The organism is Bacillus sp. SJZ110 (assembly GCF_006715455.1).
Lineage (GTDB): Bacteria > Bacillota > Bacilli > Bacillales > Bacillaceae > Bacillus > Bacillus subtilis.
In genome coordinates this window covers 116,364-128,569 of record NZ_VFNF01000006.1, presented here as the reverse complement: position 1 = coordinate 128,569, position 12,206 = coordinate 116,364, and the positions used below count along the sequence as shown (strand labels likewise).

The following is a 12,206-nucleotide window of genomic DNA, read 5'->3' as shown; positions in this document are numbered from 1 at the left end:
ATAAAATTGTGTGTCAGCGGCACATGGAAAACTAACGGAGATGATGAAGTATGACATGGGCGATCGTGATGTTAATTCTCATGAGTCTGGTGAAAATCGTATTAACCTGTCTTCCTACAGGCGTCATAGAATGGCTGCTCGGCAAATTTGAAGTGCACGCCAAGCTGAGTGGCGAAAATGCGAGTCTCTCTCTAGATGGAAAACGCCTCGAGGGTGCAGAGAAGCAGAAAGTGATTGATCAATTTAACGAAGCTGTCTTCCTGGAAAAATATTATATCTATCCAGGTGATGAAGAGCGTTATTTACATCCGGAAAACGGCGGCACGCCGCTGGTGATAGATACAAAAAAAGGAAAAAAAGACGTGAAGCTGTTCGTGTACCGCTATGACGACCATATCGACGTCGTGAAACAGTACAAGAAGAAAGTGATCGCGTATCGAGTGCTTTCTGAAAGCCTTCAAAAAGAGTCTCTGTCAGTGGCGGGAAGTTTAGCTTAAACAGGAAAGTGAAAGACGGGTGCTGTATGCTACTCGTCTTTTTATTGTTTTTTAAAACTTAACGTTTACGTTAAGGTTCAAAAGGTGTATAATGGTAACAGAAACGGCGAAGGGGGATTTACCTTGGAATGGATGAAGATTGATCAAGTGGCCAAAAGAAGCGGACTGACAAAGCGGACCATCCGGTTTTATGAAGAAATCGGCTTGATTCCGGCGCCGAAACGGACAGACGGCGGTGTAAGGCTTTATTCAGAGGATGATATGGAGGAGCTTGAGAAAGTCATCAGCACAAAAGAGGTGCTCGGTTTTTCCCTTCAGGAGCTTCAGCATTTCATGGAAACCAGCCGCCAGCTAGAGTTAAACAAAGAGGGGTATTTGTTGTCACTGGATCCCAAGGAACGGAAAGAAAAACTGGAGGAAATTCAGCAAACCCTGAATCACCAGTTGGATTTGATTGATGAGAAAATCCGCACATTCCAAAGCTTTAAAGAACGCCTGCAGGGCATGAAAAATAAAGCGGAACGTGCCATTCAATCAATCGAATGAAAAGTTTGTTAAACGCTATTTTCGTAGCGTTTCTTTTAATGGAATAAAGATGGAGGTCAGGTCAAATGGATAAGACAACACAAGTGAATCAGAAAACAGGCTTGCTCAGCCAGCCAAAAGCTGTATGGGCTGTCGCGTTTGCCTGTGTGATTTCCTTTATGGGAATCGGGCTGGTTGATCCAATTCTTCCGGCCATTGCCGCACAATTACATGCTTCACCTAGTGAAGTATCACTCTTGTTTACAAGTTATTTGCTAGTAACCGGATTTATGATGTTTTTCTCAGGAGCCATTTCCAGCCGCATCGGCGCAAAATGGACGTTAATTCTCGGACTTATTTTTATTATTGTGTTTGCGGGGCTTGGCGGCAGCTCAAGCTCAATCGCTCAGTTAGTCGGCTATCGCGGCGGCTGGGGATTAGGTAATGCTTTGTTTATCTCAACAGCGCTTGCCGTCATCGTCGGCGTGTCAGTCGGCGGCAGCGCCCAAGCGATTATTTTGTATGAGGCCGCGCTCGGTCTCGGGATTTCTGTCGGGCCGCTTGCAGGCGGAGAGCTTGGAAGCATTTCATGGCGCGCACCGTTTTTCGGAGTATCTGTCCTGATGTTTATTGCGTTAATCGCGATTTCTTTCATGCTTCCGAAGCTGCCGAAACCGGCGAAACGCGTCGGTGTGTTTGATGCGATGAAGGCGCTAAAATATAAAGGCCTTTTAACAATGGCGGTATCGGCATTCTTATACAACTTTGGATTTTTTATTTTGCTTGCTTATTCTCCGTTCGTTCTGGATTTAGATGAACACGGTCTTGGATATGTCTTCTTCGGCTGGGGCCTTCTGCTGGCGATTACGTCAGTCTTTACGGCGCCGCTCGTGCACAAAGCGCTGGGCACAGTGCGTTCGCTCGTCGTTCTCTTTATCGCCTTTGCGGCCATTCTCGTTATTATGGGGATCTGGACAGACCATCAAACTTTGATTATTACATGTATCGTTGTCGCTGGTGCTGTCCTTGGTATGGTGAATACGATCATGACAACCGCTGTGATGGGTTCTGCGCCGGTTGAACGTTCAATCGCGTCTTCAGCCTACAGCTCAGTCCGCTTCATCGGCGGCGCGCTCGCTCCGTGGATTGCAGGAATGCTGTCAGAACACTTTACTGCAAGCACACCATATATAGTAGGCGGAATCGTCGTTTTTGTCGGCATGCTTGTCCTTCTCATGGGACGTAAACATCTTGCTGGAATTAAGGCGGGGCATTAATAACGAAAGACACTGCCACAGATGCAGTGTCTTTTTTTAATCGTGGAATCTCCCCATTACTACCGTATTGTAGTGATTTCCGTCAGAAAGCAATTTCTCCTTTTTTAAGATTCCTTTTCGTTTGTTTCCAGGACATTCAGTGAGATTTTTTTAACTCCGTTGATGGTTCATGCTGTAGAGGGGACGTTTGCCATGGATAAGGCAAAGCCTGATGAATATGATCAGAAGTGTTTACAGGTGCTCTATCATTACATACACAGCGTCATGAAAAACAGCTTTTCGCCCGAGTGGTTTACCGCTTGGACAGATGAGGAGGATTTTGAGCTGTCTGCCAAAAGAGAGCTGACACTTGATGAATTCACATCTCCATTTTAAAAGACAGAGAGCTTTTGAGAATCGTTCAGAATAAATGGCAGTAAAAAACCCGCCCTTTAGCAGGCGGGTTTTTTTATAAATTAAAGCACTTTCGTCGTCCAAGACTCGCAGTTCCACGTTTCTGTCGCGATATCCATATAAAAGTCTGGCTCGTGGGAAATGAGCAGAATGGAGCCTTTATATTCTTTCAGGGCGCGCTTGAGCTCTTCCTTGGCATCGACATCCAAGTGGTTTGTCGGCTCATCGAGCACCAGCAGGTTTGTTTCTGAGTTGATTAGCTTGCACAATCTGACTTTCGCTTTTTCGCCTCCGCTTAATACGGAGACGCGGCTTTCGATATGCTTTGTCGTCAGTCCGCATTTTGCCAGAGCGGCACGGATTTCATACTGCGTATAAGAAGGGAATTCGCTCCATACTTCTTCGATGCACGTATTGTTGTTTGTTTCCTTGACCTCTTGCTCGAAATAGCCGGTATAGATGTGCTCACCGCGTTCTACAGAGCCTTCGAGCGGCTGGATTTCGCCAAGCAAACTTTTCAACAACGTCGTTTTTCCGATCCCGTTTGCGCCGTAAAGGGCGATTTTTTGGCCGCGCTCCATGCGGAGGTTGAGCGGACGGGACAGCGGGGAATCGTAACCGATCACGAGATCCTTTGTTTCAAAAATCAGCTTGCCTGACGTTCTCGCCGGCTTAAAGTGGAATTCCGGCTTTGGCTTTTCTGCCGCAAGCTCGATCATATCCATCTTATCGAGTTTCTTTTGGCGGGACATCGCCATGTTTCTCGTGCTGACGCGCGCTTTGTTGCGGGCGACGAAATCCTTCAGCTCTGCGACTTCCTGCTGCTGCTTTTTATAGGCCGCTTCAAGCTGTTGTTTCTTCACCTCGTAGACTTCCATAAACTGATGGTAGTCGCCGACATAGCGTGTCAGCTCTTGATTTTCAACGTGATAAATCAGGTTGATGACACTATTCAAGAACGGAATATCGTGGGAAATCAGGATGAACGCGTTCTCGTATTCCTGCAGGTAGCGTTTCAGCCATTCAATATGCTGTTCATCAAGATAGTTGGTCGGCTCATCGAGAAGCAGAATTTCCGGCTTTTCAAGGAGCAGCTTAGCGAGAAGGACCTTTGTGCGCTGTCCGCCGCTCAAATCGGTGACATCTCGCTCTAAACCGATATCGCTCAAACCGAGACCGCGGGCGATTTCCTCCACCTTGGAATCAATGACATAAAAATCATTGTTTGTCAGCGCGTCTTGAATGACGCCGACTTCTTCAAGCAGCTTCTCGAGCTCGTCGGGATCTGCTTCACCCATTTTGTTGTAAATCTCGTTCATTTCCTCTTCCATCGCAAATAGATAATGGAACGCGTCTTTCAGGACGTCGCGAATGGATTTTCCTTTTTCCAGCACGGTATGCTGATCAAGATAGCCGACACGGACATTTTTTGACCATTCGACTTTTCCCTCATCAGGTTCAAGCTTTCCGGTAATAATATTCATGAAGGTTGATTTTCCTTCACCGTTTGCGCCGATCAAGCCGACGTGCTCGCCTTTTAACAGGCGGAAGGAAACGTTATTAAAAATGGCCCGGTCCCCGAAGCCGTGGCTTAAATCCTTTACAGATAAAATACTCATGTTTACACCTCTATCGTTATCAAACACGCACAATCGGCGTGTAATATTCACCCTTTTGATTATAAAGGAGGATTCGGAATGTTGAAAGGTATAGGAAAGAAAAAGAAAAATTGCGTTCCGGGCGAGGTTTTGAGATACTATGGAATAGATTTCAGGAATTGAGGAGAACAAAATGACGCAAACTTGGCCATTTTTACATAATGCACAATCATTTATACAAGAGAATTGGAATGCTTCCGGCTTTCAAACGCCAACCCCTGTTCAAGAGCAGGCAGCCCAGCTGATCATGGACGGAAAGGATGTCATCGCGGAATCGCCGACAGGCACAGGCAAGACGCTGGCGTATGCGCTGCCGGTCTTGGAGCGGATCAAACCAGAGCAAAAGCATCCGCAGGCGGTGATTTTAGCGCCTTCCCGTGAGCTGGTGATGCAGATTTTTCAGGTGATTCAGGATTGGAAAGCGGGCTCAGAGCTGCGCGCGGCTTCCTTAATCGGCGGGGCGAATGTGAAGAAGCAGGTCGAAAAGCTAAAGAAACATCCGCATATCATTGTCGGCACGCCAGGCAGGGTATTTGAACTGATTAAAGCAAAGAAACTCAAAATGCATGAAGTGAAAACGATTGTACTTGATGAAGCGGATCAGCTTATCCTGCCGGAGCATCGCGAGACGATCAAACAAATTATTAAAACGACATTAAGAGACCGCCAGCTTCTATGTTTCTCTGCCACGCTTAAAAAGGAAACAGAGGATGTGCTACGCGAATTGGCGCAAGAGCCTGAGGTGTTGAAGGTGCAGCGAAGCAAGGCGGAGGCAGGGAAAGTGAAACATCAATACCTGATTTGCGACCAGCGCGACAAAGTGAAGCTGCTACAAAAGCTGTCTAGACTTGAAGGCATGCAGGCACTCGTATTTGTGAGAGACATTGGCAACCTGAGTGTATATGCGGAAAAACTGGCATATCACCACGTTGAACTCGGCGTTTTGCACAGTGAAGCGAAAAAAATGGAGCGGGCAAAAATCATTGCCGCATTCGAAGACGGAGAGTTTCCTCTTTTATTGGCGACTGACATTGCCGCACGCGGTTTAGACATTGAAAACCTGCCATACGTGATTCATGCTGATATTCCAGATGAAGATGGCTATGTCCACAGATCAGGACGAACAGGCCGGGCCGGAAAAGAAGGCAACGTGCTGAGCCTTGTGACAAAATTGGAGGAATCTAAGCTGAAAAAAATGGCGAAGAAGCTTGGTGTTGAGCTGAGTGAAGCTGTGTATGCAGGCGGAAAACTGAAGACGAAATAAAAAGAAGGGCGAAAAGCCCTTTTTTTGTTGTAAAATAATAGAAAAAGTTTCGCGCAGGGGGTGGGAAGGTGGTTTCAATAGACAGGTTTCAAGCAGTGAAGGAGTCAGAGCTGAAAATTCTTGAAAGCTGGTTTGAGAATGAGGATACCAGACGGAGAATGGATGGGATGCTGCCATTAGATGAGTGGTATGCACGAGTAAATAAAGATAAACACGATACTGTCATCATGGCGTATGATGGACAGCTGCCGGCAGGGATGGTCGTTATTGAGTTCGGGGAGAAGCGGACATATATTGGATTGATCGTCAATCCTTTGTACCGGCTTCAAGGGTACGGAAAACGGATATTGCAAAAGCTGATGACCGAACCTGATTTTACTAGCGTGCGGGAATGGGTGGCATGCATTGAAGAAGACAATCGAATCAGTTTAGCTTGCTTTCAAGCAGCAGGATTCACTTTGGAAGATACAGAACCTGATGAAGATGGTTTTCTTACGCTGATTCTTCGCAGCTGATCTCATCGAAACATAAAAGGAGGGCAAAAAGCCCTCCCGTTTTCATCTTCATTCAGCTCGGATCACTGACCTTGATCAGCTGTTTCCCTTTATTTTCTCCCTTAAATAAACCGAGAAACGCGTCAGGAATGTTTTCGAAGCCTTCTGTGATGGTTTCCTCGTAATGGAGTTTACCAGCCTTCAGCCATTCGGCCAGCTGTTTTGCTCCCTCAGAAAAACGATCGGAGTAGTCGCTTACGATAAAGCCTTGCATCAGCGACTTCGTTTTAATGAGTTTTGATTGGACACGAGGGCCCATGTCATCTGCTTCGCTTTCTGCGTTATAGGAAGAAATGGCGCCGCACACCGGAATGCGGGCAAATTCATTGAGCAGATTCATCACCGCGTCTGAAATCGGTCCGCCGACATTGTCAAAATACACATCGACACCGTCAGGACAAGCGTTTTGAAGCGCTTTTTGGATATCATCCGCTGTTTTGTAATTGATGGCTTCGTCAAACTGAAGCTCCTGTTTTAAGTAGTCGATTTTTTCATCAGAGCCCGCGATACCGACAACTCGAGCGCCTTTGATTTTGGCAATTTGCCCGACTGTTGAACCAACGGCTCCCGCAGCTCCGGAGACAACCACGGTTTCGCCTTCCTTCGGGCGTCCGATGTCCAGCAATCCGAAGTATGCTGTTAAGCCGGTCATTCCCAAAATGCCGAGATAGGCCGAAGCGGGAGCAAGGCTTGTATCAATTTTTCGCAAGGCAGACTCGCTCACAGCGGAAAATTCCTGCCAGCTGAGATTTCCGATGACGATATCGCCTTTTTTCAGATGATTCCCGTCTGACACAACTTCAGCGATAACCCCGCCAGAAAGCGCTTCATCCAAGGCGAACGGCTCAACATATGACTTCGTATCCTGCATACGGCCGCGCATATAAGGGTCAACCGAAACATAAAGCGTTTTGACAAGCACTTCCCCTTGCTTGGGTTCAGGAACCGGAATGGTTTCAAAGCGAAAGTCTTCATGAACAGGAATACCTTGTGGACGTCTTGCTAATTGAATTTGCTGCTGAGATGCTGTCATTTTCATCCTCCTATCACTTGGTTGACACCACTGTAACATGGACAGGAGAGGAAATACAAAAGGTAAGCTGGCATACAAAAAAGGAGAGGGGGCTCCTCTCCTTTTCATTTCGCCCGTAATTTCGGGCACAGTCCCGTCGGCAGGCACATTGGCTTCTGGTCGATCGGGCTTCTCATGATGCAGCATTCCAAGCCGAAGACTTCACGGAAAAATGGCTGGGTGAACACATCTTCCGGTGTTCCGGCGTTGTATATTTTTCCGTCCAGCACACTGATTAGATAGTCAGCATATTGAGCGGCTTGGTTTAAATCATGGAGCACCATGACAACGGTGCGGCCATGGTCGCGGTTCAGCTTTTTCAGCAGTTCAAGCACTTCAATCTGGTGTGAGATGTCTAAATACGTGGTCGGCTCATCAAGCAAAAGCAAATCAGTGCCTTGCGCAAGTGCCATTGAAATCCAGGCTCTTTGTCTTTGGCCGCCTGAGAGGGCATCCAGCGTCCGCTCCTTCAGTTCAATCATGCCCGTTGCTTCCAGCGCCCACTCTACCATGTCATGATCCTCTTGGGTATGCTTGGATAACAGCTTTTTGTGAGGATGTCTGCCAAAATAGCATAATTCCTCTACCGTCAATCCTTCAGGAGCCTGAGGAGATTGTGGAAGAATGGCCAGTTTTTTTGCGACTTCTTTTGATGGCTGGCGGTGGATGTCTTTTCCTTCTAGTAGCACTGTACCGCTTTTCGGGGCCATCAGCCTGGCGAGCGATTTGAGGATTGTTGATTTACCGCAGCCATTAGCGCCGATGAGCGCAGTGATTTTTCCTTCTTCTATCTTTAAGTCGACTCCGTCAATAATCACTGTACTGTCATATGAAAGAGTGAGCTGGTCTGCAGCCAGTTTTCCCATGGTATCCTCTCCCTACTGTTTCCTCGCTTCGAATTTCAATAAATATAAGAAATAAGGCGCGCCGATCACGGCTGTCAGTATTCCGGCAGGTATTTCAACCGGAGGCATGATGCCGCGCCCTAACGTATCTGCAATTAATAATATAATAGCACCAATCAATGCCGATGCAGGCAGTAAATATTTAGCTTTTTCTCCGGTAAGCCGTCTGGCGATATGCGGAGCAAGCAAGCCGATAAAACCGATTGAGCCGACGACGGCTACACAGCTTCCCGCCAGCGCCACCGCGGTGAAAATCAGGATGAATCTCAGCCGGTTTGCGTTTTCTCCGAGACCCTGTGCAAGCTCATCCCCGAGTGACATAAGATCCAGCTTCGGTATGAGTATGCAGACGATCGGAAAAAGAATTAAAAGCCATGGCGCAAGCAGCTTGACTTCTTCCCAGTTTCTTCCCCAGAGGCTTCCTGTCAGCCAAATGAGTGCAGCATTCACGTCGCCCGGAAACTTGACCATCATATATTGCATTCCGGCGTGGCAGACCGCGCCTAAAGCAATGCCTGATAAAGCCAGTGAAGAGGGCTGAATGCTCTTTTTTCGGGCTATCATTAATAATAGTACAGCAATAATGGCGGCTCCGGCAAATGCGGAGAACGGAAGCACGTATACCGGCGACTCAGGAAAGATGAGAATCACAGCCATCGCCGCAAGTCCGGAGCCTTTTGAAATGCCGACAACGTCCGGGGAAGCGAGCGGATTTCGGATCACACCCTGTAAAATCGCTCCGGCAGCGGCAAGCCCTGCACCGGCCAAAATTGCTAATATGATGCGGGGAAGGCGATATTGCTGGATGATAAATTCAAAGGAATGATCCAGTCCCAGCAGATTCGTCACTACCGCATCAGGTGAAATGTATAATGCACCGATTCCCATGCTGATGACGGACAGAACGATCAAAATCACGGCCAATATGAGTATCGCCAGTAAGGGGCGTTTTTGTTTTCTGGTTGTTTTCTTCATTTCAGGTTTCGCCCTTTCCTTGCCAAATATAAGAAAAACGGCGTTCCGATAATCGCGGTGACAATGCCGACCGGTGATTCATAAGGAAATGCAATCCATCTGGCCAGAACATCTGCGTACACCAGCAAAATGGCACCGAACAGTGCCGAAAACGGAAGCACGTATTGATAATGTTCTCCGATCAGCTTGCGAACAATATGCGGGACGAGCAGCCCGACAAAGCCAATCGGCCCGGCGACGGCTACGGAAGCGCCGGAAAGGATTAAAATAATCAAACTGATCAGAATCCGGATGCCGTTCATATTTTGTCCAAGCCCTTTTGCTGTTTCGTCTCCGAGACCGAGAACAGAAACAGAACCGGAAAATACGAGGGCAAGCCCGATGCCAATGACAGAAAACGGAGCGATGGTTATGACATCCTGCCAGTTGCTGCCGTCGATTGCGCCTGTCATCCAGTACAGAACATCCTCACCTGACTCATTTAAAATAATGATGGCCTGTGTCATAGAGGAGAGGAACAAATGCACGGCCATTCCTGACAGCGCCAGCTTAACAGGTGTCATTCCGCCGGATGAGGCAATCATATACACAATCGCGCCGCCTGCTGCCGCACCCGCAAAAGCGAATATAACAGATGAATAGGGCGATGCCGGCAGAATGACGAGAGAAGCAACGACAAAAAGCGATGCACCCGCATTCACACCGAAAATTTGGGGTGAAGCCAGAGGATTTCTGGTCATAGCCTGCATCAGCGCCCCTGCTACAGCTAGGCTGGCGCCGACAAAAACGCCGATTAATGTGCGGGGAAGGCGAAGAGTGGAGATGATGAGCTGTTCCTTTGAACCGTCCCATACAAAAAGATATTTCAATGAATCTATGATGCCGATGTCTGAGGCTCCTACTGAAAGATTCAGCCCAAGCCCAAATATAAAAATAATCAGTGCAATGATGAACATCATCAGTCTTGATGATGAGCGCCGTTTGGCTGAATGATACAACAGTCTCACTTCCTTACTGCGTCTGGTTGCAAAAACGAAGAAGCAAGGATTTCCCCTCGCTTCTCATTTGTCCTATTTATTATACACTTTTTTAAGCACATCTTTGGCGCTTGTTTCACTAGACTTGATGCCTCTGAATCTTGTCCAAGTGTCACGGTCCGCATCATAGACTTGTCCATTTTTCACCGCTTTGAGATTTTTCCAGAGCGGGTTCGTTTTCCACTCATCTACAATGGTTTTGCCTTCGTTGGCTGAGATGAACAAAATATCAGGATCGATTTTGCTCAATTGCTCGAGGCTGACCTCTTGATAGGCGTTATCTGACTTCACGGCGTGTGTAAAGCCGAGCATTTTAAAGATTTCTCCGTCATAGGATGATGATGTATGAAGCTGGAAGGAATCCGCTCTTGCAACGCCGAGAACGATGTTGCGGTTTTCATCTTTCGGAAGTTCGGCTTTTAGATCGTTGATGACTTTTTTGTGCTCGGCAAGCTTTTCTTTTCCTTCATCCTCTTTATTTAATGCTTTAGCAATGGTCGTAAAGCTGTCGATCGTTTCGTCATATGTCGCTTCACGGCTTTTTAATTCAATCGTCGGAGCGATTTGTTTCAGCTGTTTATAAATGTTTTTATGGCGCTCAGCGTCAGCGATGATTAAATCAGGCTTCAAGGAACTGATGACCTCAAGATTGGGTTCGCTGCGTGTGCCTACAGATGTGTAATCAATGGAGCTGCCGACAAGCTTTTTAATCATATCTTTTTTGTTGTCATCGGCGATGCCCACCGGCGTAATGCCGAGATTGTGAACGGCATCCAAGAATGAAAGCTCAAGCACAACCACCCGCTTAGGTGTGCCGCTTACTGTCGTTTTTCCTTCTTCGTCATGGATCACTCTGGAATCCTTAGACTCGCTTTTGCCGCTTCCGTTGTTATTCTGGCTTGATGAACAGCCGGATACAATGAGGCAGGCGAGCAATAAAACACTCATGATGGCAATCAACTTGTTAGAATAGGTGCGCATGTCATTCTTCCTTTTTTTAGATTTAGTAATGAGAATCATTATCACATGTAACACTATAATAGCATGGCTTATCATGTCAATATTTTTTTAGTAAAGAAAGCTGCGTTTTTACTGCTTTCTCATGAAAGCATCATCAGACACAAATAAGTGGTATGCAGCGTTACCGTGTCTTCGAGACAAAAACGCATGGGCGTTGGCTTTAGAGGTTTCGAACATATCAGCAGTGACATAAGGAAGGAGAGTGCTGAGATAACCGGACAATTTCTTTTCTATTTCATCTGTTAGTGCAAATTCAATGTCGCCGATATTCATGATAATCGAGAAAACAAAGTCGATATCGATATGAAAATGTTCCTCGGCAAAAACCGCAAGCTCGTGAATTCCTGGTGAACATCCGGCACGCTTATGGAAAATCTGTTTGACTAAATCACTCACAATCCAAGCATTGTATTGCTGTTCTGGTGAAAAGTATTGCATTAGACATACCTCCTGCTCGTACGGATAAAGGCAGCGTTTCATGGTCGTGTGCTCCGTGCAGCGGCTTCTCTTTAATTTTGATTTTTCTGAAAATAGGTCCCGTTCCTATCACTTTACCATGGACGGAAAACAAATAGCTACTACCATTCCTCCTGTTTTTCTCTTTAATGTTCTGGAATCTGTTTCAGGTACAGACGATCGGGTATGAAAGAAATATAGAAAACATGAAGGAGGAATATCGACATGAAACCAGTTGTAAAAGAGTATACAAATGACGAACAGCTCATGAAGGATGTAGAGGAATTACAGAAAATGGGTGTTGCGAAAGAGGATGTATACGTCTTAGCTCACGACGATGACAGAACGGAACGCCTGGCAGACAACACGAATGCCAATACGATCGGAGCCAAAGAAACAGGTTTCAAGCACGCGGTGGGAAATATCTTCAATAAAAAAGGAGATGAGCTCCGCAATAAAATTCACGAAATCGGTTTTTCTGAAGATGAAGCCGCTCAATTTGAAAAACGCTTAGATGAAGGAAAAGTACTTCTCTTTGTGACAGATAACGAAAAAGTGAAAGCTTGGGCATAA

At 46.6% G+C, this 12,206-nt stretch carries 13 protein-coding genes and 2 pseudogenes; 7 read left to right on the top strand and 8 right to left on the bottom strand.

Going from position 1 to position 12,206, the window contains the following annotated elements:
* Nucleotides 1-50 precede the first annotated feature (50 nt).
* The 3 genes from FB592_RS16975 (at nucleotide 51) to FB592_RS16965 (ending at nucleotide 2,299) form a co-directional block, all read left to right on the top strand.
* Complete coding sequence (locus FB592_RS16975; RefSeq protein ID WP_106074008.1) at nucleotides 51-497, top strand: YfmQ family protein; 447 nt, start codon at nucleotides 51-53, stop codon at nucleotides 495-497.
* A 123-nt stretch (nucleotides 498-620) separates the two neighbouring features.
* A complete protein-coding gene (locus tag FB592_RS16970) occupies nucleotides 621-1,043 on the top strand; it encodes a MerR family transcriptional regulator (RefSeq protein WP_141949835.1) in 423 nt (140 codons plus the stop codon).
* 65 nt (nucleotides 1,044-1,108) lie between these two features.
* Nucleotides 1,109-2,299 carry an MFS transporter gene (locus FB592_RS16965; RefSeq protein ID WP_076458612.1) on the top strand — a complete coding sequence of 397 codons (1,191 nt, stop codon included), beginning with the start codon at nucleotides 1,109-1,111 and terminating at the stop codon, nucleotides 2,297-2,299.
* A 36-nt stretch (nucleotides 2,300-2,335) separates the two neighbouring features.
* On the opposite strand, the pseudogene FB592_RS21175 reads toward FB592_RS16965, so the two are convergent.
* Nucleotides 2,336-2,460 (bottom strand): annotated as a pseudogene (locus FB592_RS21175) (GNAT family N-acetyltransferase); the annotation flags it as partial.
* A 31-nt stretch (nucleotides 2,461-2,491) separates the two neighbouring features.
* Between FB592_RS21175 and FB592_RS16955 the strand changes: the two are divergent.
* Nucleotides 2,492-2,645 (top strand): annotated as a pseudogene (locus tag FB592_RS16955) (hypothetical protein).
* Nucleotides 2,646-2,754: 109 nt separating this feature from the next.
* Here the strand turns inward: FB592_RS16955 and FB592_RS16950 are convergent.
* Nucleotides 2,755-4,311, bottom strand: a complete 1,557-nt coding sequence (locus FB592_RS16950; protein ID WP_014476110.1) for an ABC-F family ATP-binding cassette domain-containing protein — start codon at nucleotides 4,309-4,311, stop codon at nucleotides 2,755-2,757.
* A gap of 172 nt (nucleotides 4,312-4,483) precedes the next feature.
* On the opposite strand from FB592_RS16950, the gene FB592_RS16945 reads away from it, so the two are divergent.
* Nucleotides 4,484-5,614, top strand: a complete 1,131-nt coding sequence (locus tag FB592_RS16945) for a DEAD/DEAH box helicase (RefSeq protein ID WP_032726670.1) — start codon at nucleotides 4,484-4,486, stop codon at nucleotides 5,612-5,614.
* A gap of 68 nt (nucleotides 5,615-5,682) precedes the next feature.
* Nucleotides 5,683-6,129 carry a GNAT family N-acetyltransferase gene (locus FB592_RS16940; RefSeq protein ID WP_021481220.1) on the top strand — a complete coding sequence of 149 codons (447 nt, stop codon included), beginning with the start codon at nucleotides 5,683-5,685 and terminating at the stop codon, nucleotides 6,127-6,129.
* Nucleotides 6,130-6,181: 52 nt separating this feature from the next.
* Here the strand turns inward: FB592_RS16940 and FB592_RS16935 are convergent, their stop codons facing one another.
* The 6 genes from FB592_RS16935 to FB592_RS16910 form a co-directional block, all read right to left on the bottom strand.
* The gene (locus FB592_RS16935) at nucleotides 6,182-7,201 is read right to left on the bottom strand and encodes an NADP-dependent oxidoreductase (protein ID WP_029317502.1); all 1,020 of its coding nucleotides are present in this window, start codon (nucleotides 7,199-7,201) and stop codon (nucleotides 6,182-6,184) included.
* Between the two features lie 104 nt (nucleotides 7,202-7,305).
* Nucleotides 7,306-8,106 (bottom strand): Fe(3+)-citrate ABC transporter ATP-binding protein YfmF, encoded by an 801-nt coding sequence (gene yfmF, locus FB592_RS16930; RefSeq protein WP_124048443.1) that lies wholly within the window; start codon nucleotides 8,104-8,106, stop codon nucleotides 7,306-7,308.
* A 12-nt stretch (nucleotides 8,107-8,118) separates the two neighbouring features.
* The gene (gene yfmE / locus FB592_RS16925) at nucleotides 8,119-9,120 is read right to left on the bottom strand and encodes a Fe(3+)-citrate ABC transporter permease YfmE (protein ID WP_021481218.1); all 1,002 of its coding nucleotides are present in this window, start codon (nucleotides 9,118-9,120) and stop codon (nucleotides 8,119-8,121) included.
* On the bottom strand, nucleotides 9,117-10,118 hold the full coding sequence (gene fecD, locus FB592_RS16920; protein WP_014476116.1) for a Fe(3+) dicitrate ABC transporter permease FecD: 1,002 nt from the start codon (nucleotides 10,116-10,118) through the stop codon (nucleotides 9,117-9,119). The genes yfmE and fecD overlap by 4 nt, the downstream gene beginning before the upstream one ends.
* A 72-nt stretch (nucleotides 10,119-10,190) precedes the next feature.
* Nucleotides 10,191-11,138, bottom strand: a complete 948-nt coding sequence (gene yfmC / locus FB592_RS16915; protein WP_070548703.1) for a Fe(3+)-citrate ABC transporter substrate-binding protein YfmC — start codon at nucleotides 11,136-11,138, stop codon at nucleotides 10,191-10,193.
* 108 nt (nucleotides 11,139-11,246) lie between these two features.
* Nucleotides 11,247-11,615 (bottom strand): YfmB family protein, encoded by a 369-nt coding sequence (locus FB592_RS16910; RefSeq protein ID WP_003233730.1) that lies wholly within the window; start codon nucleotides 11,613-11,615, stop codon nucleotides 11,247-11,249.
* Nucleotides 11,616-11,858: 243 nt separating this feature from the next.
* On the opposite strand from FB592_RS16910, the gene FB592_RS16905 reads away from it, so the two are divergent.
* Nucleotides 11,859-12,206 (top strand): YflT domain-containing protein, encoded by a 348-nt coding sequence (locus tag FB592_RS16905; protein WP_003233729.1) that lies wholly within the window; start codon nucleotides 11,859-11,861, stop codon nucleotides 12,204-12,206.